The sequence below is a fragment of the Microbulbifer sp. VAAF005 genome, assembly GCF_030012985.1.
Classification (GTDB): domain Bacteria; phylum Pseudomonadota; class Gammaproteobacteria; order Pseudomonadales; family Cellvibrionaceae; genus Microbulbifer.
This window is the reverse complement of the sequence record NZ_CP120233.1, coordinates 1,070,712-1,094,626: the sequence shown is the minus strand read 5'-3', so window position 1 is coordinate 1,094,626 and position 23,915 is coordinate 1,070,712. Positions and strand designations below refer to the sequence as shown.

The 23,915-nt window shown below is 47.3% G+C and carries 26 protein-coding genes; 17 read left to right on the top strand and 9 right to left on the bottom strand.

Features of this window, described 5'->3' with window-relative positions:
• Positions 1–542 precede the first annotated feature (542 nt).
• Positions 543–911 (bottom strand): DUF805 domain-containing protein, encoded by a 369-nt coding sequence (locus P0078_RS24490; protein WP_353057047.1) that lies wholly within the window; start codon positions 909–911, stop codon positions 543–545.
• A 30-nt stretch (positions 912–941) separates the two neighbouring features.
• Positions 942–2,405, bottom strand: coding sequence for an MltF family protein (locus tag P0078_RS04785; RefSeq protein ID WP_282933337.1), 1,464 nt, complete (start codon positions 2,403–2,405; stop codon positions 942–944).
• Positions 2,406–2,552: 147 nt separating this feature from the next.
• Between P0078_RS04785 and P0078_RS04780 the strand changes: the two genes are divergently transcribed.
• From P0078_RS04780 to P0078_RS04750, 7 genes are all read left to right on the top strand, one after another.
• Complete coding sequence (locus tag P0078_RS04780; RefSeq protein WP_282933336.1) at positions 2,553–2,867, top strand: hypothetical protein; 315 nt, start codon at positions 2,553–2,555, stop codon at positions 2,865–2,867.
• 96 nt (positions 2,868–2,963) lie between these two features.
• Positions 2,964–3,233, top strand: a complete 270-nt coding sequence (locus P0078_RS04775; protein WP_282933335.1) for a hypothetical protein — start codon at positions 2,964–2,966, stop codon at positions 3,231–3,233.
• Between the two features lie 64 nt (positions 3,234–3,297).
• Positions 3,298–3,522 carry a hypothetical protein gene (locus tag P0078_RS04770; RefSeq protein ID WP_282933334.1) on the top strand — a complete coding sequence of 75 codons (225 nt, stop codon included), beginning with the start codon at positions 3,298–3,300 and terminating at the stop codon, positions 3,520–3,522.
• 20 nt (positions 3,523–3,542) lie between these two features.
• Positions 3,543–3,740, top strand: coding sequence for a hypothetical protein (locus tag P0078_RS04765; RefSeq protein ID WP_282933333.1), 198 nt, complete (start codon positions 3,543–3,545; stop codon positions 3,738–3,740).
• Positions 3,741–3,749: 9 nt separating this feature from the next.
• On the top strand, positions 3,750–3,995 hold the full coding sequence (locus P0078_RS04760) for a hypothetical protein (protein ID WP_282933332.1): 246 nt from the start codon (positions 3,750–3,752) through the stop codon (positions 3,993–3,995).
• A gap of 12 nt (positions 3,996–4,007) precedes the next feature.
• Entirely contained in the window at positions 4,008–4,244 is a 237-nt protein-coding gene (locus P0078_RS04755; protein WP_282933331.1) for a hypothetical protein, read from the top strand.
• On the top strand, positions 4,237–4,533 hold the full coding sequence (locus P0078_RS04750; RefSeq protein ID WP_282933330.1) for a hypothetical protein: 297 nt from the start codon (positions 4,237–4,239) through the stop codon (positions 4,531–4,533). The genes P0078_RS04755 and P0078_RS04750 overlap by 8 nt, the downstream gene beginning before the upstream one ends.
• Positions 4,534–4,693: 160 nt before the next feature.
• Here the strand turns inward: P0078_RS04750 and P0078_RS04745 are convergent, their stop codons facing one another.
• The gene (locus P0078_RS04745; protein ID WP_282933329.1) at positions 4,694–5,860 is read right to left on the bottom strand and encodes a PQQ-dependent sugar dehydrogenase; all 1,167 of its coding nucleotides are present in this window, start codon (positions 5,858–5,860) and stop codon (positions 4,694–4,696) included.
• A gap of 122 nt (positions 5,861–5,982) precedes the next feature.
• On the opposite strand from P0078_RS04745, the gene P0078_RS04740 reads away from it, so the two are divergent.
• Positions 5,983–6,189 (top strand): DUF2905 domain-containing protein, encoded by a 207-nt coding sequence (locus tag P0078_RS04740; RefSeq protein ID WP_282933328.1) that lies wholly within the window; start codon positions 5,983–5,985, stop codon positions 6,187–6,189.
• Positions 6,190–6,233: 44 nt separating this feature from the next.
• Here the strand turns inward: P0078_RS04740 and P0078_RS04735 are convergent, their stop codons facing one another.
• Positions 6,234–7,340 carry an L-dopachrome tautomerase-related protein gene (locus tag P0078_RS04735; protein WP_282933327.1) on the bottom strand — a complete coding sequence of 369 codons (1,107 nt, stop codon included), beginning with the start codon at positions 7,338–7,340 and terminating at the stop codon, positions 6,234–6,236.
• A gap of 27 nt (positions 7,341–7,367) precedes the next feature.
• Positions 7,368–8,102: a glycine betaine ABC transporter substrate-binding protein gene (locus P0078_RS04730; protein ID WP_282933326.1), complete on the bottom strand. Its 735-nt coding sequence runs from the start codon at positions 8,100–8,102 to the stop codon at positions 7,368–7,370.
• A gap of 123 nt (positions 8,103–8,225) precedes the next feature.
• On the opposite strand from P0078_RS04730, the gene P0078_RS04725 reads away from it, so the two are divergent.
• Positions 8,226–9,137 carry a LysR family transcriptional regulator gene (locus P0078_RS04725; RefSeq protein WP_282933325.1) on the top strand — a complete coding sequence of 304 codons (912 nt, stop codon included), beginning with the start codon at positions 8,226–8,228 and terminating at the stop codon, positions 9,135–9,137.
• 151 nt (positions 9,138–9,288) lie between these two features.
• Complete coding sequence (locus P0078_RS04720) at positions 9,289–9,882, top strand: SRPBCC family protein (protein ID WP_282933324.1); 594 nt, start codon at positions 9,289–9,291, stop codon at positions 9,880–9,882.
• Positions 9,883–9,974: 92 nt separating this feature from the next.
• Here P0078_RS04720 and P0078_RS04715 read toward each other — a convergent pair whose 3' ends face one another.
• Positions 9,975–12,146 carry a TonB-dependent hemoglobin/transferrin/lactoferrin family receptor gene (locus P0078_RS04715; RefSeq protein ID WP_282933323.1) on the bottom strand — a complete coding sequence of 724 codons (2,172 nt, stop codon included), beginning with the start codon at positions 12,144–12,146 and terminating at the stop codon, positions 9,975–9,977.
• 230 nt (positions 12,147–12,376) lie between these two features.
• Between P0078_RS04715 and P0078_RS04710 the strand changes: the two genes are divergently transcribed.
• From P0078_RS04710 to P0078_RS04685, 6 genes are all read left to right on the top strand, one after another.
• Entirely contained in the window at positions 12,377–12,907 is a 531-nt protein-coding gene (locus tag P0078_RS04710) for a MotA/TolQ/ExbB proton channel family protein (protein WP_108732764.1), read from the top strand.
• Positions 12,907–13,269, top strand: a complete 363-nt coding sequence (locus tag P0078_RS04705; protein ID WP_282933322.1) for a DUF2149 domain-containing protein — start codon at positions 12,907–12,909, stop codon at positions 13,267–13,269. Before P0078_RS04710 ends, P0078_RS04705 begins: the two co-directional genes overlap by 1 nt.
• The gene (gene cobN, locus P0078_RS04700) at positions 13,262–17,203 is read left to right on the top strand and encodes a cobaltochelatase subunit CobN (RefSeq protein WP_282933321.1); all 3,942 of its coding nucleotides are present in this window, start codon (positions 13,262–13,264) and stop codon (positions 17,201–17,203) included. Before P0078_RS04705 ends, cobN begins: the two co-directional genes overlap by 8 nt.
• Positions 17,204–17,487: 284 nt before the next feature.
• On the top strand, positions 17,488–18,435 hold the full coding sequence (locus P0078_RS04695) for a hypothetical protein (RefSeq protein WP_282933320.1): 948 nt from the start codon (positions 17,488–17,490) through the stop codon (positions 18,433–18,435).
• Positions 18,436–19,047: 612 nt separating this feature from the next.
• Positions 19,048–19,725, top strand: a complete 678-nt coding sequence (locus P0078_RS04690) for a protease inhibitor BamI-like protein (protein WP_282933319.1) — start codon at positions 19,048–19,050, stop codon at positions 19,723–19,725.
• A gap of 233 nt (positions 19,726–19,958) precedes the next feature.
• On the top strand, positions 19,959–20,729 hold the full coding sequence (locus tag P0078_RS04685; RefSeq protein ID WP_282933318.1) for a zinc-dependent metalloprotease family protein: 771 nt from the start codon (positions 19,959–19,961) through the stop codon (positions 20,727–20,729).
• A 106-nt stretch (positions 20,730–20,835) separates the two neighbouring features.
• On the opposite strand, the gene P0078_RS04680 is transcribed toward P0078_RS04685, so the two are convergent.
• The 3 genes from P0078_RS04680 to P0078_RS04670 form a co-directional block, all read right to left on the bottom strand.
• Positions 20,836–21,192, bottom strand: coding sequence for a DUF4870 domain-containing protein (locus P0078_RS04680; protein WP_282933317.1), 357 nt, complete (start codon positions 21,190–21,192; stop codon positions 20,836–20,838).
• A 45-nt stretch (positions 21,193–21,237) separates the two neighbouring features.
• On the bottom strand, positions 21,238–21,984 hold the full coding sequence (locus P0078_RS04675) for a metallophosphoesterase family protein (RefSeq protein ID WP_282933316.1): 747 nt from the start codon (positions 21,982–21,984) through the stop codon (positions 21,238–21,240).
• Between the two features lie 87 nt (positions 21,985–22,071).
• Positions 22,072–22,704 (bottom strand): LysE family translocator, encoded by a 633-nt coding sequence (locus P0078_RS04670; RefSeq protein ID WP_282933315.1) that lies wholly within the window; start codon positions 22,702–22,704, stop codon positions 22,072–22,074.
• Positions 22,705–22,830: 126 nt separating this feature from the next.
• Between P0078_RS04670 and P0078_RS04665 the strand changes: the two genes are divergently transcribed.
• On the top strand, positions 22,831–23,907 hold the full coding sequence (locus tag P0078_RS04665; RefSeq protein WP_282933314.1) for an FAD-dependent oxidoreductase: 1,077 nt from the start codon (positions 22,831–22,833) through the stop codon (positions 23,905–23,907).
• Positions 23,908–23,915 lie beyond the last annotated feature (8 nt).

The window sequence follows — 23,915 nt, the reverse complement described above, 5'->3', positions numbered from 1 at the left end:
ATATTTTATTTAAACTCCTTTAGTCATAAAGTTGCCAGCCTAAGCTGATCTTGTATCCAAAGTGTTCTTAAGTTGGAAAATCCATAGTGATTAACAATAAGATCAGAGCGGAAGTATTTATTCTCAAAGCTATCTATATAGTTTAAACGCCGATAAACTTTGCACTGGAAGATAAAAAGGTGAGGCGTAAGAGTATGGATTAGCGTATTTTTTCAAGTTGATAGCACTTTTTAGTTCTGTAGTAATTGTAGGGTTTTATATCTCCACTTTAAAGATGGTTCTATTTTTTGTGTTTAACTTTTATTCTTGTGTTGCTGGTGTCCTCCTTGTCGTATTTTCTGTGAAAGATTGTCGTGATTCCTTTGAGAGGGGGTAGTCGGAAGTTTTCTTACGGGCTTGGTTGTAGTGTGTTTGTATTTCTTAATGTGAAATATATATTGGCTAATTAGTTTCCCGTGTGAATTTCTACTTTCATGAGATGCTCGATAGCTTAGATTATTTGTATCGATTTGATAGTGGAAAATTCCTTGTGGTTTAGTGATCTATTTGTATTTTGGTGGGTTGATTTCGTCAGGAGCGAGAAGCAATTCTGCAAGAACCCATATTGCCCCAATTCCCGGAAGTGCGACTAGCAGCATGCGGCGTGGGAGTCCTGAGCGCTGAAGGCGTTTACTGCATACTGTAAACGTGGCCCAGGCTATAGATGTTTGAAGCGGAATAAAGATAGCTGCGAACACTATTTCAGCAGCCCTCCAACTGTAATTGCTATAGTTAAAACCACCGAACTCCAAAACGAGACCTAAGGTCAATTGTATATAGACTACTGGGAGTATAAAAAATAGCCAAAACTGCTTCCGGGTTACGTTCCCCTCAAAACTGAAGTAAAACTGTAAAAAACTTGGCCTTTTCATAGGGCTTCTTTCCATTTGGGGTTGTGAGCGTCAGTGTGTGACTAATAGCGATTGTTCGGCGTTTTGAGGTGATTTTTTGCTTGTATTTATACTTCTAAGTCGGGTTCTGTATTTCTTTTCTTGAGTGAATATCTTGCGAACATATAGACGGGTTTCTGCACCACGGCAATAGCCATATCGAACTATTGGATTATTGTAGAAGTCCGCTTTTTGGAGTAATACGATATAGTCTTCAACACCTTTACTTCTATTGGTTGAGAACCATTGGTTAGGGTTTTCTCCTGCTTGTTTAGCTAGTCGCTGGGCATCTAGCACGTGTCCAGCGCCTGCATTATAAGATGCAAATGTAAAAGCCATTGCGTCTTGTACAGGTAAATGTCTCCATCGCTCGTACTGTTTTACGGTGTATTTAACTCCACCCTTAATATTTTGTGCTGGGTTAAAACTATCAATTACCCCCATCTCTTTAGCTGTTTCAGGCATTAATTGCATTAGTCCCTGTGCTCCAGCGCGAGATACTGCATCTGATTTGAAGTTTGATTCTGCTGAGCTTTGAGCGGCAAGCCACACCCAATCAAATGGTTCAGTTTCGAAACGTTTAAATAGCTTGTCCCATGGGCTTAAGGAACCTTTGGGAGGCACATATAAATCTCGTCCGCTTTCTTTTCGAAATCTTAATCGGGTGAGGTGAGATTTAATTATGGACTGAGCTTCATCGCCTTCTAGCCAATTGTTTAAGGAGTTAAGTAGTGAGCTATCGCTATTCTTATCTAATGCAAACGCAATACGCCGATTTACTCCAAATACAAATGATGTGTCCAAATTTTGATTGTATCCATTACTTCCATTGACGATATGTTCATCGGCGATTGTAAAATCTATCTCTCCTGTGCTTACAGCGTCTATTAATTCAAGTACTGATATCTTTGAGGATGCGGGAGTTATGGTTATTGCTAAACTATTGTCAGGATTAGTGGGGAATCGTAAAGGAATATTTTTTGACTTTGCAAATGTCGTAATTTCCTCCAGGTAAGCGCTGTCGGTATGTATGGTTAATACTTTTCCTCTGAGTTCTTCAAAGTTAATTAGTGCAGGTTTTGTTCTTTGTACAATTACTTCCCGTGTTTCAAAAAGTGTGCTACTAAATACCAGGTTTTTTTCTCTACTGCTAGTATGAGTCAGATCTGATGCTGCTATATCTACCTTTCCATTCCTAACCATAGTCAGGACTTCATTTATTGAGGCCGCCTTTTGAAAATCTATTTTTAGGCCTAAAACGTTTGCGTAAGCTTGTAATAGGTCACACTCTAATCCAGCAGGTTGGTCTTGGTGAAGGTAACACCCCACGCCATTCATGCGCGTAGCTACGGTCAGAATGCCTGACTCTTGGATGACATCCAAACGTTTTTTAGATGGAATACTGATAGATATAGAAACGCTAATCAAGATTAACATAGTAGGTAATAACATCCACAATCTATTTGTATGGATCATGGTTTATTCCTCAGTTATTGATGACTGAGAATATTTGTCAATATCACTCTTTATATAAATCGGGAACTATTTCCTAATTAACTGAATCTTCGATGACGAATAGTCTGTGATTGCTGCAAACATACAAGTCTTTAAAAAGGAAATGACATGGCTGATGAAAGTGATAATAAGTTGGAAGGAATTGATCCGGCGCCTTACCGTGATCGGCTAGATCCAAAAGTTTCTGATCAAACTACTGGAAGTACTGCGCAAAGCTTAAATCTTGATGGCTTACGTGATTTATCTGCACTATCTAAGTTGCAAGTTCGTGAGTTTACTCATACGAGTTCTACTCAAATGCAAGCCACATCTAATGCTATGACACAAATGGCTGCGGCGGGTGCTACGGCAGTAAATTCTGTATTAGGCGGTAGCGTTAAAAGTAAAGAGCGTAAGTCTTCTTCCCTGTCAACTGATTACTAACAGGGAAAAGCTTCCTGATTATCAGTAAATACTGATTCAAATACAGTGCTAGAGCCCAATAACTGGGCTTGTAATTAACTTTGATAGGAAAAAATTATGTCTGATGAAACTAAAACAGAGGATGGCATTCAGCCTTCACCTTACCGTGATCGTGTAGATCCAAAAGTATCTGACCAGACGACTAGTTCTTCGTCACAAAGTCTGAACTTGGATGGCTTACGTGATTTATCTGCCCTTTCCAAGCTACAGGTTCGAGAGTTTACCCATACGGGTGCTACTCAGATGCAAGCCACCTCCAATGCAATGACACAAATGGCGGCGGCTGGTGCAAAAGCAGTTAACTATATTATGGATGGTGGTAAATAAGGCTGGCAAGCCTTAAAGGGGGGCAGTGAATCCATCACTGTCCCTTTTATGCAAGGAGCATGCTATGAGCGATACATTTCGAGACCGGCTGTCAGGGAAAGTAGTGGACCAGATGGCGACCTCTGCGGCGTTGAGTCTTCATCTGGATAGTTTGAGAGATTTGTCGGCGTTGTCAAAATTGCAAGTTCGAGAGTTTACTCATACTGGTGCGACACAAATGCAGGCTACAGCAAATTCTATATTGCAGATGTCTGCGGTAAGTGTACGTACAGTAAATCAACTTATTTAATTGATTATGAGGGTTAATCTATGGCGAAGTCGGAAGATACATTAACTATTCGTGAGCTTTCCGGAGAAAAGGGAAGGCTTATTGATGTCATGTCAAGTGCTTACCTCCAGCGTTCTATCAATAGTGCGGTAGAGACTACTTTACAAGATCAAGTGAATGCACGAAATCAGCGAATGCTATTGATGACAAAGCAACTGAATAAAATTGTCGATCTTTAAGATCAATGGATGATGAAGGGGGCTGCAAAAGAAGGGAAGAAAATGTCTTCCTCTTTTTTGGTTCAATCAGCGGCTGATCATTTACGGGATACCGCTCTGCAAACCTCCACTATTGCCGGTAAAGCTTTTCAAAAATGGTTGATGCAGCCACTAAACTTGTTCTTTCTGCTGATTATTATTGTTGCTCATATTCAATTGATTGTGGCAGTAGTTCAGAGTTTTTTGATGTTGTTGTTATCAAAGCTTATGGGATAGAGGATTCTATGTATGTCTGATAATGAGCCTGATTTTAACAGTTACTTGCCGGAAGATTTTGAGGAGCAACTTGATAGGCTCATTACGAGCCAGGGCACAGATACCGATCTGGGGCAAGAGTTGCAGCAGTCAATTATGGATATATGCCGTGAAGTTAATGATGCCTTGACTAAATCGTTCTCGGATATATCAAAAACAGGTTTTGAATTGGAAGTCAAAGACAAGCAGCAAGGAGATAGCAATGAGTGAGAAAGTTGAAGATGCCACCCAGCCGGATGTCAGTAATATTTCAAAGCAGATTGTAAGGAATACTGTAGAACTACAGGGGATTCATTTTCTTCAGGGGAAATTTGACTCATTGCGAGATGAACGGCTGAGTAATATGATGCTGAAAAATAATATTATGATGAAATGGTTGCAGAATCCATCAGATACTCATTATAAGGAAATAATTACTAGTATCGGGATCAATTCTTTAAGGGATGATGTGAAGGATTCATACAGGTATGCATTAGATATGGTGAGTCAAAAGAAATGAAGTTTTACCAATTGTCCTCAAATATGATTTTTGCCTAATCCTTCAATTATCTTTTATATTCGCAGGTTGAGGTTAAGGGAGTAAAACGTGCATAGAGAACTTGCCTCAAGGGGCGAATTTTTGATTTCGTCCCAAGTGACTATGGATATTTAAATTTAGATTATTGTTTTACTGGGTCTATACGTATTAAATGGCCCTTGGATCCATCCGTGAGTATATAAAGACCGCCATCATGGTCTATTTCGACATCGCGTACACGGTCCCCAATAGGTATCCTTAGCTCGTCAATAGCGGCATCATCTTTTATCTGAATGACCCGTAAATCTTCACTAACTAATCCGGCGGAAATCAGTCTTCCTCTCCATTCGGGGAAGGTATTGCCGGTATAGAATGCCAGTCCTCCAGGGGCGTGGGTATCGAGCCAGGCCAGTGCGGGCGAGGTAAATTCTGGATCCTCGATTTTGAAGGCTATATTGGAGCCATCCCGGTAGTCCCGACCAAAAGTGACCCTTGGCCAGCCATAGTTACTACCAGCTTTGAGGCGGTTCAATTCATCGCCTCCAGCGGGGCCGTGTTCGGAGGACCAGATCTCCCCACTTTGTTGATCGATCACCAATCCTTGGGGGTTGCGGTGGCCAAAGCTCCAGATTTGCGGCAGGGCATCTGCTTGGTTTTTGAAAGGGTTGTCGTCGGGAATGGAACCGTCCCCATTTATACGAATAATAGAGCCGAAGTGGGTTTGTAGGTTTTGGGCCTGTTCCCTGGCAAAAATATCGAGGAATTCTTGCGGGGGATTACCACCATCGCCAACGGTAGCCAGTAACGTTTTATCAGGTAGGAAGGCGAGCCGGGAACCGAAGTGTGCGCCGTTATTTTTACCCTGCGCGGACTTGAATATCTCTTCAAAATTTTCCAACTTGCCGTTATTCCACTTAGCCCGACCAATGGCAAGTCGGTTGTTGTCCATATTGCCAATGGCATAACTGAAGTAGAGCATCTGGTCTTGAGGGAAGGTGGGGCTCACAGCGATATCTAGTAGGCCTCCTTGGCCAAGAAACAAGATTTCTGCTGGAAACTTGATAGGGTCCGCCAATAATTTTCCATCTTTTACAATTCTGAGTTGTCCGCTGCGCTGGGTTATAAGAAAACTTCCATCGGGCAGGCTGGTTATACCCCAAGGGTATTCAAGTGGGCCGGCGATTGAAGTAAGGGTAACCTCTTCGGCGAGCGGGATAGTGCCCCGGGAAATCAAAGGGTTACCCTGGCTATTGGCGGCAGTACTTAAAAAGATGCAGGTTGTGACAACTACACTAAGGAGGTATTTCACCACATGGCCTCTATCGATTTGTCTCGGGATTGAGCATAGATAGAGTAGTCACTGGGGAATGTCCAGGCAGTGCACCAGGGTAATTGTCAGGGCGTTAAATCACTCTGTAGGGAGGTGAATAGATGTCCCGCTGGCTGATTATCGCAGGAATAATTTTAGTGTTGGTTGGGGTGCTATTGCACTTTTCCCCAGGGTTATTCAGCTGGTTCGGGCGCTTGCCGGGAGATATTCGCGTGGAGTCGGGGCGCACCCGTTTTTACTTTCCAATTGTATCGATGATTATCGTTAGTTTGGTATTGAGTTTACTGGTGAATTTATTTCGACGTTAATAAAAAACCGCCAGGGCAACTATCTCCTGGCGGTGAGAGGGAGTTTATGGAGTGTAGCGGAAGCGCATCAGCTTGTAGGGTGGCTTGGCATTACCAAGGCCAGAACTGAAAGCAGGATGCTGGTGAAGCTGATCCTGGGTGATATATACCCAGCCATTGCTAATAGCGAGGCTGTCAGGCCAAGAGAGTTGCTTGTCCTGTAGCAGGATTTGGTAATTGCCCTGGGTGGTCAGTCCAATGGCGTTATTCTGCAGATCGGTAACCAGCACGCCACCTTCCGGTGCCATTGCAATGCCATCACTGGGGTTTTTGGGGCCAAATTCTTCAATTTGTGCGGTTAGCTTACTCTCGGAAATATCGGCGTCCGCCAACTGCGCAGCAGGAAGGCGGAAGATTTTATCGCCGCTGAGGCTGCCAAAGTAGAGCCATTCAGACTTGTCGTCCAGGGCAATGGGGTTGAGACCAAAGTGCAGGCTTTTATTCGTATCACCTTCAGTTTTAGCCGCTAGCAAAACTCCGCCGATGATGAGATCCTGCTTTGGCGGCATAAATTCATTAGCGCTTTCCAGTACGCGCCGAGAGCGTCCGGTTTTCAGGTCGACGACAATAATTGCCGGTTTGGTCGCGCCGTTAAAATTACCGAAGGACATATCGGCGATGTAGACTTTTTGGCGCTTTTCATCTAGGGCAAAATCCTGCGGAAATGAATTTTCCACTAATGCGGACTTGGAGATTTCAATCTGTTGGTGCAGTTTATTATTGACGCTGTCCCAAGCGACAAGTTGGACGGGTGTATTTTCACCGCCCATATCCAAGATCCAGACGATGCCTTTGCTGTCAGAGTGAATGCCAATTACTGATCCAAAACCCACTTCACCTTGTTCAGGCCCATCCGCCCAATCTCGATTGGGAAAGGGTTGCTTGGAGCCGTTGGCCATTACCTCGAGTACTTTTAGTTTTGGCGCATCTAGTGGGTGCATGCTGACCAGTACCCGGCCATTGGGGGTGACAGTGACACCGGCAGCGCGGGATTCGCTGAATTCAGTGACTGTTTGCAGTGACTTCGCTTCAGCTGCGTGAGTGACGCTGGTGGCTAAGCTGCCAACACCTGCAAGAGCCAGTGCGGCAAATAGTATTTTCGGGGACTTCATTGCGACTTCCTTAAATTTTACGGTGTCTTAGTTTTTGGCTTGTTTGCGCAGCGCATCTTCCAAGGCGCTGAGCTTTTTGTTGCCGATATAAAGCTGAGACAGCGCAGCCAGGGCGGCGCTGCCAATTTTCTGTTTGGCATCTTTGCGCACGATGAGCGTTGCTTCATCTTGAGTGCCGAGAAGCCCTTTGGGCTCTTTTAGTGCGCGGATGGTGTAGCGGTTGTGGAGAAATTGTGGGTGCCACAAGGGGATTACTACCCAGCGCTCCTGCGCTACGGCGTCTTCAAAACGGTTGAAGCAGTCCGCTTCTGTTCCCGGTCGGAATTCGTAACCTGCCGTATCGAGGCCATAGGCCTGGATCATTTCAGCGGAAAAGCGGCTAATACCGGCACCGGGATTGATTCCCTGGATCAGGCGATCCATACGGGTGAGGGCGGGTTCGCTGAGTAGGTCATCAACGCTGGCAATTGTATTTTCGGGCACATAATCCGGCACGCCCCAGATACAGTAGGGCTCATACAGCACGGTCACTTTTTCTACCTGGTCCAGCAGGGGATTCAGGTAGACCTCGTGGCTGGAGGGCAGCCAGGCCGAAGTTAAAAGGTCGATTTCCCCGTTTTTTAGCAGCTCGAAGGCCGCCTCATGGGGGGCGGACTTGAAGCTGGTTTGGTGCCCGTGAGCCTCAAGAACCTTGGCGACTTCCCGGGCGCTGGCCTCGTGAAAAGAGAGCGCAATGTGTCCGATGCGAATACTGTTATCCATAGCGAAACTCCCTAGTGTAAGTTTGTGACTGTGCAGTAGTGACTGCGATAGGGGTATTGTGTTTGCTTTGATTTGCCGGATAAACTGCTTTTAATAGAAATCAATATTCGGTATTTCCGATCAATGCTAATAGATAATCTCAAACTGTTCCTGCAAATTGTTGATAAAGGTAGCCTGGTCGCCGCAGCGCGGGACTCGGGCCTGTCTTCCAGCAGGGTTTCCGAGCGCCTTGCGGCACTGGAGTCACACTTTGGTGTGGTGCTACTGAATCGAACAACCCGGGCAATTAGCCTGACAGAGGAAGGTCGCACCCTGATTGAGGGTGCTAAACAGATTCTGGGTGAAGTGGATGACCTTGAAAGCCGTATCCGATCAGGGGCACAGACCCTGTCCGGTAGCATTCGCGTAAGTGCCCCCTGCGACTTGGGGCGGGCGATTGTGGCCCCGGAAATTGACCGCTTCTTACTGGATCACCCGGCTATTTCTATTGAATTGCTGTTGTCGGATGGTTATGTGGACATCGTCGGTCAGGGTATTGATATTGCCTTGCGTTTCGGCGCAATCACCGACAGTTCACTTCGGGTCAGGACCCTGAGCCAAAAGCAGCGCATCCTCTGCGCTTCTCCCAGATATTTACAAGAGCGCGGCACTCCACAAAAGCCTGACGACCTGAAGGGTCACAACTGCCTGGTAATGCGTTTCGGTGAAAACCTGGATAACCACTGGCGCTTTCTCGACGGCCGCGATGGATCGGGGAGTGAGCAAACTGTGGTGGTGCGTGGTGACCGGGTGACCAATGACGGGGAACTGGCTCGCCAGTGGTGCCTGAAGGGAAGTGGCATTATTTTAAAATCAGAACTGGATGTAGGTCCGGATATCCAGGCGGGCAGGCTGGTTCGCCTGTTAGAAGAGTACACTCCACCGCCGGTACCGCTTCAAATGTTGTTCCCTCCAAGCCGGGCCCAGCCGCGTCGGGTGACGGTGTTTGCAGACCGATTGGCCATTAAGTTTGGGCTTACTGAGGCAAGTGCTTAGCAGGCTTATGCCTGTCAATTTTTACTTTGAATATTCCATTTAATTGCTTTGGGGCTGTGGCATTTTTTTATTCTTCTATAATTAGGTTTATGACTTTCTAGTTCAATTTATCTCAGTGCCGATATTAAGTATTTAGTGGCGGAGGCAGTTAATGATACTAGACATCATCTATGCAGTAATTATTCTGTATTTATTACTTTGCCTGGTTCTCTATTTTAAAGACAAGTCCTACTTCTATAAGAATTCGGTCATTATCCAAGCTCCGCCAGAGGCCCTGTTTGATTTTGTGGTAGACCTGCGTAGCTGGGAAAGCAAATATCCCAATACTTTGTTTGCTGAATACAATTTAGGGGGAGATAAAACCACGGTGGGTAGTGTTGCGATCGAAAAGTACTGGGGTATCACCGGCTACCACGTAATGAAACATCAATTAATGAATTATGAGCGACCCAACAAAATTGCCTGGGAGGGAAAGATAATTTACGGCGGAGCACTAGTTCTTCTGTTTTTACCGATCACCAAATATATAACCGGTCATTTTAGTTACTCCATAACTGAAATGAAGGGGGGATCAAGCCACTGGGAGAGGCAGTGTTATTTTAAAATGCACTCGGCTAATCCATTATATCGGTTGGTTTACCTGATCTACATGCCACTATTCAGACTTGAGCTGTTGAAGGCGTTACGGCTGTATCAGGCGGAAGTGAAAGAGATGATGGAGAAAATCTACACGGATCAGTTTTAGTTTTGTGGGGCAATAAAAACAAAAAAAGGCCGCATGGGAGTACGGCCATCAAGGGACTTATTTGCGAGATAGGAGAGTGTAAAACTCGTTAATTAAAAATCGTATCGGATTGACGCAGAGAAAGTACGTCCCGGCGCAGCATTGACAGAAAGATCACTGCCTTCATCCCAGCCTGCAACATTCAGGTAGGGAACGTAGTATTTATCCATCAGGTTGTTAACCGCCAAGTTCACAGACATGGAGTCCATTACCTGATAACCCAGGGTCCAGTCTACAGTGCCATAACCGGCAGTTTCAGTAGCGCCGTCGTTCACTTTTTCCATACGGTCTGCCCAGCGTACCAGTACCTGGCTGGAGAGTTTGGCTCCGCTGTAGCTGGCACCGACCACGCCAGACAGTGGGCTGATGCTGGTTAGGTATTCACCGGTGGTGTCGTTTTCACCGCGCTGGTAGCTGGCATTGGCAAACAGTTCGATCGAAGGAGACAGGTACCAGCTGGCGCTCGCCTCTATACCTTTGATGGTGACAGATTCGATGTTCTGGTACTGGTACTGCTCAAATACATGAGAGAAACTACCGTCGTCATCGAATACGGTTTCGCTATTAACGAGTGTGGTTTCCAGGAAATCATCGTATTCGGTATAAAACGCTGCAGTACTGAAAGCTACCGGGCCCAGGTGCCCGCGCAGGCCGAGCTCGAAGGTGTCACTGGTTTCCGGTGACAGATCGTCGGCGGGAAGTACCTCATAGATGTAACTGGAGGTCGGCTGCAGGTAGTGCTCAATGTAAGCTAAATCGTAGGCCGGTACTTTAAAGCCCTGTCCATATTGGGCAAAGGCAGATAACTTTGGATTGATTCGATACAGAGTGCCCAGGTTGAAGGAAACATTGCTTTCTTCAATGGTGGCAAATGGAGTGCCGTCAGTCTTCAATGCGCCGTTCGGGTCCATTTCGTACCAGTCGTAGCGCAGGCCCGGGGTAACGGTCAGCTGGCCATTGGCGAATGACATTTCGTCATTGATAAACAGGCCGGCGCGCGCCACTTCGTTTTCTGGGAATTTCTCGGTGGTGGAGTCCAGGGTGGAGCTACCCGCAACTTCACGGTATTGGTGAACGGTACGCTCGCTCTCGGTTTGCTCCAGGTCCAGACCGTAACCCAGGGTATGGGTTTCATTCAGGGTTTTGCTGGCGTTGGACAGCAGGCCGATAGTGTCCTGGCGGTAGAGGCCGGTTTCCCACATATCGCGGATTTCGATCACGCCGAACATGGGGGCGTTGATGTCCAGTTGCCCGTACTGCTCGTCTTCCTGTTCAGACTTGTTGTTGTACAAGCTGATATTTACCTGATCGTAAATCGCAGTTGGAGTCTCGCTGTGGTAGCGGAGCTGGTATGCAGTGGTCTCTTTGTCGGAAACAGATTGTTCAGCGACGATGTTGTAGCCGTAGTCGGCGAGTCCGCGGAAGTAATACAGCAGGCCATCGGCACTGTCGCCGACAGTTTCCTGGTTCCAGTGGTCGATGCTGAAGCTGATGAAGTCTTCGCCACCCAGGTTGTATTTACCCTTGTACAGGATGCTCTTCGATTCAATCTCGAAGGGGTCCTGGGTTTCGTCGTAGTTCTGTTGTTCTTCACCATCGCGGAAGGTGGTGTGCAGCAGTTGCTCAAAATTGCCGGTGCGCAGGGCAAGGGTAGGGGAAACATTTTTCTGGCTGGTGATGCCGTTGTAGCCGGTCTTGATAGAGCCGCCAAACTGCTCGCCATCTTCCAGGTAGTCGGAAGCATCTTTGGTGGTGAATACTACGATACCGGCAAGGGCGTCTGAACCGTACAGGGAGGAGGCTGCGCCTTTGGCAACTTCAACCTGCTTTAGGGTGTCCACTTCAATAAAGCCGCGACCAATAATGTCGTTTTGGCCATTGGCGCCATAACCCTCGTTCACCCGCATACCGTCTTTGATAATCAGTACACGGTCACCGCCCATGCCGCGCACCAGAATATTCTGCGCGCCGCCAGCCTCACCGGTTACTTCAACACCGGGCTCGTATTGGAACAGTTGGTTCATGTCATTGAGCTGAAGTTGCTCAATTTCTTCATTGGTCACCACGGAAACGCTGCCCGCAACGTCTTTCAGGGGTTTTTCTGCGCGCCCGCTGACGACGATCAGCTCGAGTTCATTGCTGGACGGAGAGGTCGGGGTCTCTGCGTACAGATTTGAGGCGGAGGCTAAGCCCAAAATGGCTGCTGCTAGTGGGCGACGTTTCATGGTGAATTCCTTGATGTCGTTGATTCGGTCTGCTCGTTAAGGGTCTTAGTGCTGCCCTTTCGCTTGGTCTTGTCGACCAGTTCGGAGCGAGATTATATGGATACTTATTAAAATGTAAAGCTAAATGCGAATCACTATCAATAAGATTAAATTTGACCTTGTGAGTTTCTTTGGGTAGTTTCCGCCCAAATTCGTGAACAGCATCAATTTCCGGGCTTGGGAGGCTTGCGGTGAATATTCAATCAGTTGAGACCTTAATGGCGGATGTGGCCGACTTGTTTATGGCCCCAGTATTACTGGCAATCCTGGTCCTTTTTATCTATTCGCTATATGCCGCAGGGCGCTTTATTTCACTGTGGATGCTTCGCCGCAAAAATGCCGGAGCCTATCGGTTGGCATTGAAGCAAGGTCGGGTTGAGCGCCTGCCGGGCTACCAAGTACACAACTTTTACGTGAATAACCCTTTGGCATGTGACGACGAATTGGAAGTTTTTGCGTTGAGAAAACTGGAACTGTTGCGCATGGCTACCCGGATTGCGCCTATGTTGGGTTTGATTGCCACCATGATTCCCATGGGGCCGGCACTTCGCGCTCTAGCCGATGGCAATATTCAGGGAATCAGTGAAAACCTGATTATTGCTTTCGCCGCTGTGATCTGGGGCTTGGTAATTTCCACGATTACCTTTTGGCCTGCCTCAGTGAAAAAACGCTGGTTTGCCTCTGAGCTGATCAATATCCGCAAGCTGAAGGAGGCCGACTGATGCGCTTCCTAGACGAAGATGAAGAACTGAATCCTATTCTGAGCGCGGTGAACCTGATCGATGTGTTTCTGGTCATTATCGCCGCGCTGCTAATTGCCATTGCGCAAAACCCCTTGAACGTTTTTTCCAATGAAAAGGTCACGGTGATTAAAAATGCCGGCGAACCCAATATGGAAGTGATCGTCAAGGACGGTAAGGAAATCAAACAATACAAATCCACCGGGGAAATTGGCTCAGGGGAGGGCACCCGTGCGGGAGTGGCTTACCAGATGGCCGATGGCAGCCTGGTTTATGTACCGGAAGGGGAAGGTAAAGAATCTCCCGTCGGTGAAAAAGCTTCGGGGGGAATTAGTGGTGCGTAATAAACTATGGGCACGTTTTGTGTGCCTGTTGATGAGCTTGGCTTTTGCAACCTTTGCCCAGGCTAACAATAAACCCAAAGTACTCTTGATGATGTCGAGCCACACGGCCAAGGCAAAAGGTACATTGCTGGCTGATCTCTCTGCAGACCAACCCTTTGAGCTGGAGATCATTAACAGCAAAGGTAAGAGCGATGAGGAAATTGACCTGGCCTGGTCTTCCGCTGAACTGATAATGCTGGATGGCATCAATCCGGCACTATCTGCCTTTATGTTTGGCAAGTTCCAGCCAATGCTGGCCAAGCATCCGCAAGTTCCGGTGATTTCCCTGGGGGATGCAGATAATAAGTCCATGAACCAGGGGTTGGCAGAGTCCGAGCATCGGGCGATTGCCGCTTATTTTAATAATGCGGGCCGCAAAAACTACCGGCATATGATGCAGTTTTTGTCGGCAGAGATATTTGACCTTTCCAGTGGCTCAGTACCGGCACCGATAATCGTACCCAAGGTGGGTTTTTATCATCCCCGCCTGGAGCAGCTTGTCACCGATAAAGAGGAATTTTTCTTTGATTGGTTAAAGCCTGCTGAGAAGCAGCCAGTGATTGCCGTGGCTATCCATCGCTCCGTGGTGGATTACGAGCAGCAGCAGGTTGTCGACACCCTGTTGAATGGTCTTGAGGCTAAAGGTGCCAAGGCTTTCGCCTTCTTCTTTGAAGGCGAAGACTTGCCGCTTTCCTATCCAGACTTATTGCAAACCGAAGGCGGCAATACCCGTGTCGACTTGATGATTAATTACCGCTCCCTGCACTATGTCAGCAAACGCCGCGCTGAATTTGAGCAACTGGGAGTTCCGGTTATTCATGCACTCAATTACACCGAGGGCAGCGAAGAAGAATATTTTGCTGATAACAGCGGTGTATCTCCATCCCTGACACCATTCTTCCTGGTAATGCCTGAAGATACTGGCAGCATCGATCCGGTGATTATCGCTGCTAATAAAGACGGTAATAAAGTAGTGATGGATGTACAGATGCAGGCCTTGATAGAGCGCGCCTGGAATCACGTCTCCCTCGCTTATCAAAGCAACACCAATAAAAAGGTGGCAACGTTTATTTGGAACTACCCGCCTGGGGAAAAAAATATCGGTGCGGCTTTCCTGGATGTACCCAGCTCGATTGAATCGATTGCCCAGGCAATGCGCGAAAGAGGTTATGAGGTACATATCAGGGATTCAAAAACCCTTATCGATTGGGCTGGGCAGTTGTTGCGCACCTATTATCGTCGCGAAGATAGCGTAGCCTTGATCGATAAAGGGTTGGCTGATTGGATGCCGCTGTCCACCTATCAAGCCTGGTTTGACCAACTGCCAGCAACTGTGCGGGACCCTATAGTAGAGCGTTGGGGTAAGCCGGAAGACAATGCCATGTTGGCCGAACATAACGGCGAGCCTGCATTTGTTATTCCCCGGATGACCCTCGGCAATTTGATTGTGTTGCCGCAAGGCGTTCGCGCGGATAATGCCAAGGATCACTCTTCCCTCTACCACGACATGAAAACCCCGGTGAACCACGCCTACCTGGCGGTTTACCTCTATGCGCGGGAAACCTTTGGTGCTGATGCCTATATTCACCTGGGAACCCATGGCTCCCAGGAGTGGCTCAGTGGCAAAGAGCGGGGCCTGTCGGTTTACGATGCACCTAGTTTGGCTCTGGGAAATATCCCGGTGTTCTACCCCTACATTATCGATAATGTGGGAGAGGCTATGCAGGCCAAGCGCCGTGGCCGTGCCACCATGATCAGCCACTTGACCCCAGGCTTTGCGAAAGCCGGCCTATATGCGGAAGTGGCTGAGTTGTCCGAGTTAATTGGCAATTACCTGGTATTGTCTGAAGGGCAGACCCGGGCCAATACCCAAGAGCGTATTATCGGTCTGGCCGAAGAGCTCAATATGCTCAAGGATCTGGAAATCAGTGCTGAAGCCTTAAGTGCGGATTTTGATGGCCAACTGAGCCGCTTGCAGGATCATTTGGGTCAATTGGCAGAGATGAGCCAGCCGCTGGGCATCCATCGTTTTGGTCAGTTGCCAAAGACCGAACACCTCACCAGCACCATGTTGCAAATGTTGGGTGAAGGGTTTATCACCGCAGCGGATGAATATGAGGCGGAGCACGGGTTGCGTTTGCCGGAAGAGCAAACCCGGGATGAGCGCAATGTTGTGGCTTTGGAAGCGCAGGCGGGGTTCCAGTTGCTGGATACCTTCCTGGAGGGCGGTGAGCTGGAGCAGGTTCCTGAGCCCTTGCAGGCCCAGTTGGATCAGGCTCGGGAATACTCCGATAACTTTGCCAAAATTGCCGAGCTGGAAAACCTGATGTCGGCACTCGATGGTAACTACATTCCTGTAAGCCATGGGGGTGACCCGATTCGCAACCCGCAGGCGGTGCCCACCGGCCGCAACCTGATTGGCTTTAACCCGGCTAAGGTGCCGTCGAAAGAAGCCTATGAAGCTGGTGTACAGCTGATGGACCAGACCATTGCTGACTACCACGCAAAGCATGGCCGCTTCCCGGACAAGTTGGCTTTCTCCTTGTGGTCCCTTGAAACCATGCGCCACCAGGGTGCCCTGGAAGCCCAGATCCTGCACGCCCTGGGCCTAAAACCCAAGTGGAACCAGCAGGGCAATGTTACCGGTACAGAAGTTATTCCCTACTCGGAATTAAAGCGCCCGCGTATTGATGTCGTAATCTCTGCGACAGGCCTTTATCGGGATGCTTTCCCCAACGTGATGCTGTGGTTGGCAGAAGCCATCGATAAAGTGGCGCAGATGAAAGAAGACAATAACTTTGTCTACCGCCACAGCCAGGCATTGCAACAGCAGCTGCTGGAAGACGGCAACAGTGAAGAGGATGCTCGCTATTTGTCATCGGTGCGTATCTTCTCCAATGAAAGCGGCAACTATGGAACGGGCCTTGCCGCCGCCAGCCTGGCCTCTGACAGCTGGGAGGGGGATGACAAGCTCGCTGACCTCTATATGCGCCGCATGGGCTTTGCTTATGGCAAAGATGAATCCCGCTGGAGCGAGGATCAGCGCAGTGTTGAGCTGTACGGCAAAGTGCTGTCTGGCACTGATGGGGTGATTTTCTCCCGCTCCACCAACCTCTACGCAATGATGACCAATGACGATCCCTTCCAATACTTTGGCGGTATCGGTCTGGCGGTTCGCAATCTGGATGGCGCAACGCCGGAAATGTATGTTTCCAATTTGCGTCGCAAAGATAACGTAAAAGCGCAAACCCTTGCGGAGTTCGTCAACCAGGAAATGCGCAGCCGTTACTTCCACCCCCGCTGGATTGAGGCGATGCAGGACTCCGGCTACGCAGGCGCTACCGCTATCCTGGATCGCGTCAACAATATGTGGGGCTGGGAAGTAATGACTCCGGAAACCATTCGCGACGACCAGTGGCAGGAAATGTTTGAAGTCTACGTGGATGACAAATATGAAATGGACATGCGCGAATTCTTCGAAGAGCACAATGCCGAGGCCCTGGCCCAGATGTTGGAGCGAATGCTGGAAGCGGTGCGCAAGGGATATTGGGATGCGAAGCCTGAAACCCTGGAGAAAATGGTAGAGACCTACACCGAGCTGGCAAATCAGTTTGATGTGGCTACCGACAATGACAAGTTCAAGGAATTCGTCAATCAGCAGGCACTAGGGTTCGGTCTCGCGGCCCTGGCCAATGCCCAGGCGTTGGATAACCCTAATGTTAGCAGCGCCAATGCTGCGCAGCAGGTCAGTGGCCAGAAGCTGGAGCAGGTTGCAGAGCCGACTCCAAGCGATAAGCCGGAAAAGCTGATATGGCTACTGTTGATGGCTATTGTGTTGGCAGGCTTTGTCAGCGGTTTCTTTGATCATAAGTGGGTGCGAACCAAGCCCGCTTAATGCCCTTCCTTAACGGCGCCCGATCTGCTTAAGACCGGGTGCCGTTAACCTCCCTCTGTTTTACCCCTCCCGTGTAAATAATCTTTAAGCGGCCATGGCCACAGGGTTAAGAATTGTTGACCCCGGCAACTATTGCTCTTTTGCTGTGTTAACTTTCTATATAGAAGGTGAAAAGTGTATTTTGATTATTTTCTAAATCACTAAACTAGCAATTTGTCAGATTAATAGGGCTACAGGTTAGTGCGCTTCTGACCAAAGCTGTCTCTCGAAAGGAGGTTGGAAAGATGGGAAAACGATATCAGGCGGCCTTCTTGGGCCTTATCTCGATTACGGCAAATGCGTGGTCCCTGGAGAATCACTACTCTGGTGCTGGGAGTGTGGCTGAGGATTCTACCAAAGTGGAAACACAGAACCTGTTTTCCTGTGCTTCCGGTCGCTCCCGGTTGTCGCCAATGGGGGAGAAGCAGGTCGAGGGCAAAGCCTTTACCGTTCCGGCTGAAGTGAATTACAGCAAGCGGTACTTTGCTGCGGATCTCTATAACCAGTGCTCTGGGGTCACCCCACCCTCATTGGGTGATATTGATCTTACAAAGGTACCGGTGATCGATATCGACAAAGAAGGTGAGGTGGTTACTGGTTATATCTTTGCCGACAATTATTTTGAGCTATATATCAATGGCAAGTTAGTTGCTGTTGATCCGGTTCCATTTACGCCCTTTAACTCCAGTGTGGTTAAGTTCAGGGTGAAGAGGCCCTACGATATCGCTATAAAAGCGGTTGACTGGGAGGAGAACTTAGGAGAAGGCACAGAGAGTAACAGAGGTGTCCGCACCCATGCCGGTGACGGTGGCTTTATTGCCAGCTTTTCAGATGGCACCAAGACGAATTCAAAGTGGCATGCACAAACTTTTTATACAGCACCTATTTATGATTTGGGGTGCTTGAAAGAGCGGGGAGAAGAGCGAACCTCATTGGACTGTGCTGAGAGGCCCCCAAAACCAGGTGCACAAGTCTATTCTCTCCACTGGGATATTCCGAAAAATTGGAAAGTCGATGACCGCTACCTTTCTTGGCCTTATGCGACAGAGTACACGGAGCAGCAGATAGGTGTGGACAATAAAGCGGCGTATATGAATTTTCGGAAACAGTTTTATGGCAGTGGTGCTAAATTTATCTGGTCAAAAAATATAGTCCTGGATAATTTGGTGTTGTTGCGCTATCGAGTTGAGTAACGGTGTCACCACTGGCCAATTAATTACTGTGCGCTGAAGTTACTGCGTACATCTCTATCTCTACCCAATCAAGAATTAACAGATTGTCTGAATTGCCTGCCTAGTTACGATTCTCCAGTTTGTCCTTATATTCACTTTTTTCTAACAGAAAATTCCTTTCCAAAATTGAAGAGAAATTTTGAGCTCTCACTTTTTTCTTCTATTGTCTTTCGCACGCTGAAATTGTTGATCCTGCTTAAAAATCTACCAAATTTGTTTCCTGTGAAACTTGTTTTTTTGGATTTTACAAATGGTTCCAGCGCGTCTTCGGGGGGGTCGCCACTGGTATTTGGCTTGAGCTAATTTGGTGCAGAATGGGTTTTCGTGAAATATGTCTACTTTAATTCCGAAGTTCCCCACAGTTTTGAAAAATAATTTAGATTCTGTTCAATTTTTATGAAAATTATGTGAAAAATTTCCCAAAAAAAAGCTGCGTGATAATTAGGATCGATCGTCTCAACTAAATATCGAATGTTAAGAATCGTAAAGATGCCAACATGAGGTAGGGCTGGTTAAGCTGTCGATAGGACGTGCTTTGCCGTTGCACGTAGCATTATTTTGAGAGAAAAGCTTGTGAGAAAAATAATTCCTCTCGTCGCCATTGCAGTGGCAGCAGGGTATTTCGTTTGGGCCAAAAGCCAATCTGAAGGTCAAAAACCAGTCGCTGAGCTGGAGAAGCCCAAACCTGCTATCAGTAAATCTGCTGAAAAAGCAGAGCAACTCAAACCTGAAGAGGTTCAGACAGGTGAAGAGGAACTCCTTGGAGGTGATGAAGAAAAAGCACTTTGGGTCGAGTCAGAGCTGGCCAGGAAAGTTCTTCATGAAAATGGCCGCTTACCAGTAGATCTCAATGGTGAAACCTATCTCGAGCTGGATATTGAGATGCTCCGGAATCTCACAGTTGGTGATTATGTCGACATTGACTTGCCTGGCATTGAGGGTGACTACGATGCACAAGTTGGTAGTATTGAAGAGCATGCCAGTGGTAATAAAAGCTTACAATTAAACTTCCCGGGAATGACTCGCCTGCATGGCGCAACTTTTACGCTCGGAGCAAATTCCGTCTATGCTCAGCTAAACCTACCTTCTGGATCATATACGATGGAAGCTCAAGGTGGTTTTGCATGGATAGCGCCTAATGGTGCATTAATTAAAAACCACGTAGAGAAACATGATAAAGATATGTCCTCGGAAGCGCCTCGTGACAAAGATTGGTCGGATGAAGATGTACCTTTAAATGACTTCAAATAAGAAGAAATTGATTCATGGCGATTGTGCTTTGAATTAATAATCAGGCAAAGGAAGGCCCAAGAAAATCCTGCGAATACCGGGGGCTCGTCTCCTCAGGCGATTAAAATGCTAGGGATAGCTTTTTAATCGAGTCAGGGTATTAAAAATGTATTGTTAACTCCTTTGGGCAGCAATTTTAATTAATTGCTGGGGGAGGAGTGTGCACTACTTATTATAATAAAAGGAGTCTTATAATGAACCTGAAGAAAAGCCTGGCCGCTGCTATTGCAGCGATGACGGTTTCCGGCGCTGCAAGCGCGGATACCGTTGATATTGCTATTATGTACACCACCCAAGCGGCGGAATACACTGGTGATATCTCGGCCAAGATCGACAACTATATCAGTTATGCCAACAATTCTTTTTCAAGAAATGGTATTGATATTCAACTTAACTTGGTAGATAGCTGGCATGCTTCCAGCTCTGACTACCGTGTAAACGAAGATACCCTAGATCTGATTACCTTTCACAGCACTGTAAATAGCTGGCGAGCCTCTGAAAAGGCTGACATGGTAGTATTCCTGGGTAAAGCCGAAGAGACCGTAATTGATGGCAGCACCTATATCACTTGTGGTATTGCCTGGGTTGGACAGGGTAGCAATGGCACCATGTACTCCAGCGCAAAAGAGCGTGCTTATAGTGTAACTGGCGTTGACTGTGGCTATAACACTTTCGTTCACGAGCTGGGCCACAATATGGGTCTGGTTCACTCAACCAAGCAGGGCGATACCTCTGGTGGTGTATACTCTTACGGCATGGGTCACGGTGTAGATGACAAGTTCTCTACCATCATGGCCTATCCTTGGAGATATGGGGAAAACGTTACTCAGTATGATTGGTTCTCTGATCCTGACTGGTACGAGTGTGGTGGCTTGGCCTGTGGTGAGCGCTCAAACGGCGTAGACGTTTCTAACGCTTACCGTGCTCTCGGTCCTATCACCGATGATCTCTCTGGTTACTACTAATCGGCACTAATCTGCTGAAAGTAATTGTAGAGATTATTGGCTTATAGCCAAGGGGAAATCGGGAGGTGCTCTCCCGATTTTCTATCTGTAAGGTAAGGTTAGCTATTTAACCAAAAAATCGAATACTGAGCGGGTAGCGCCAGAACTGGCCTTCATTGGCCCGGATTGCGCCAATCACAATAAATATAACATTGATTATTGCTAATGCAATCAGCCCAAAAATACCGATAACAAAAAATATCAGTATGACGGAAATTATAGAATAGATAAGCAAGCTTAACATCCAGTTAAATATCATCTTGCCGTGTTTATCGATTTCTTGAGAGCGGTCCCTTGTTGTTGCCCACATAATAATGGGTAAAACAAAACCAGCACCAGGAATTACGATCCAAGCCAATTGACTTAGATGAAGCAGCATTATGAAGGTATTTAGTTCCATATCCCAAGGGCGATAATCTTCCATTTAGCGAATTTCCTTTTATCCAATATCCTGTGTAAGCAGATTTACCTAGCTGGCTCGTCCGGTTGATAGATAGAAACCCCAGTCATCCCTCCCTTGCGCAATAGCAGCTCGGGCAGCTTTATCTGCATCATAACTTACCTTAAAAAATTCTGCGCTCCAGGCTCCGTTTTTGCTTCTCTCTATCAGGGCGTAACTCGCATGGGGGCTAAAGGTTTCCATAATATGGGGTTGCGGTTCACTGTCAGTATAAGCCGGTAGCCCAGCGCTGCCTGGATTTACGACCAGCTGGCCACTACTGACAGAGATACAGCGTGGTTGATGTGTATGCCCACATAGAATTACTTTTGAGGAAATCTTTCCAAGGAGGTTGAGGATTTCATGGTTGGAACGTATCTGGGGGCGGCCGCTGCTGGTATTTTCCAGCAGATATATGAGGTCACTACTGGGTGTTCCATGGCAAAGAAAGACTTCATCGGTGATTTGTAAGCTGGGTGGTAACTGCTTCATCCATAATAGTGGTTCAACACCAAGGTCTTTCAGAATAAATTGCAGGGTTGGGTTGCTTTCTATTTCGGTAGATGTGGCTTCATATATTTGCCGGTCCTGATTACCGCGAATTGTCGTGTAACCTTGCTCCATTAAGCGTTCATAGGTGAGTCGTGGCGCAATAGGGCCATATAAAATATCACCCAGGTTCACCGTTAGATCGGCGCCTCTCTTTTTTAGATCAGCAACAATGGCATCGAGGGCATAAACATTGCTATGGATGTCAGACAGGACCGCTATTCGCATTGAGCTCTCCGCTGGACTGCTGAAAGTACTTTGACTGCTGCTATATTTTCACAGAAAGCTTCCTGTCGTCCATAAAACTATAAAAAATCAGCGGTCAAAAGCCAGGCGAGAGGCCAAGCCGAGGAAAATAACTCCAAGAAAACCATCCAGGTGCCGCTGAATATTGGCCTGTGTAGCAAGAGATTTTCCCAGCTTGCTAAACGATAGGGATACCAGGGTGTTAAAAGCCAGCGCTGTAATGCTTAAGAGTACGCCCAATACAAGGATTTGGGTCGTGATTGCTTGGGATGACACGGTAAATTGAGGCAGGAAAAGGCTAAAGAAAAGTAGGGCTTTGGGGTTCATTAGGTTGTTGAGTAAGCCCCGGGCGATCAGCTGTGTTGCCGGCAGAACCACGGTATCTGGTTGGTTATTTTGTCTCACTTTATTTTTGCGCCAATTGCGAAGGAGTGACAATCCAAGCCAAGTTAAGTATACGGCGCCTACCAGTTTTACTACCAGTGCTACCAGAGGCATCGTCTGCATAATATGTCCGAGTCCGAGAGCAACTAGCGCCGTTTGCACCATCCCGGCAGTAAAAATGCCCAATGAAATCATTGCTCCTGCAGTAAATCCGCGAGCCGAAGAGTAAGCAGATATTAATAGTAGGTCAGGACCAGGGGAGGCCGCTAGAACAATCGCTGCGATCAAGAAGGCGGGTAAAATACTGAGGTCGATCATATGAGGGGTGCCCTGAAATTGCGATTTTATCACAGCAGGCGAGTTTACTTCTATGATGGCCGTGCCTTGCTTTTTCCCGGGCTCCTACAATAGAAGTGAGTTCTACGACAGAGTGCAACACTACCGATGAGCCATATAGACCGGGTATTAGTGGTTGGTGCGGGTCCAACGGGGTTGGCGGCAGCTTGTGCTTTGTCTTTCTATGGAATCAAATGCCGAATTGTTGAACGCCGTACCAAGCCCAGTGAACTCTCTCGGGCAGTCGGTATTTTTCCCTGCACAATCAGGCGCCTTCTTAAGGTTGGTGTTTCAGATAACTTGGTATCTGAGGCGATGCGACTCTGCAAAGTTCAATATCTTCAAGCGGGTAGGCCGCTGTTATTTTTGGATAACCGGGGCGATGCATATAAAGAGTATGTGGGCTTTGGGTTACCGCAAAATCGCACTGAGGAGATCTTGAAGGACGCTCTGCTCACACAGGGTGTTGTAGTTGAATACGGTATTGCCGCTATTGAGGTGGACTCTAGTGAGCACAGAGTGGAAGTCACCCTGTCTGACGGTAGTGTCGAATGCTTTGACTGGTTAATTGCTGCTGACGGAGCTCATTCAACAATTCGTGAGAAGCTGAGTATTCCATTTCCTGGTACAGATTTGCCGGAACCTTGGGGAGTCGCTGATGTAGATATAGAAGGAGAGTGTGATCCTGATTTAGTTAGTGTGGATATTCAGCGGCCCGGCAATCAATTTACAATTACTTTACCTATGGGTAAACAGCGTTTAAGAGTAGTTGCTACCCAGCCAGATGCGTTGGGAGCACTAGATGTGCCGCTAAAAATTAAGAATATCCATCGCTCCGGTAGTTTTCAAATTTCAATTCGGCAGGCGAAGAGTTATCGCTCCCAGCGCGTACTTTTAGTCGGAGACGCCGCTCACTGCCATTCTCCCGTAGGTGGCAAGGGTATGAATCTGGGTATTGCCGATGCGATAGCTGCAGTTGATGCGATTATAAATGGCACAGTAGATAGTTATTCAGTTGAAAGACATAAAATAGGCGCGGCGACGATTCGAAAGACAGAAATCGTTAGGCGAATGATAAGCTCAAATTACTGGTTTAATAAAATGCTGATACGGATGCTGGCAAAGCTTATCGTAACTTTCCCTGTAGTGCGACATGCATATACCCAAAACCTAACAAAGCTTTAAATGAACGT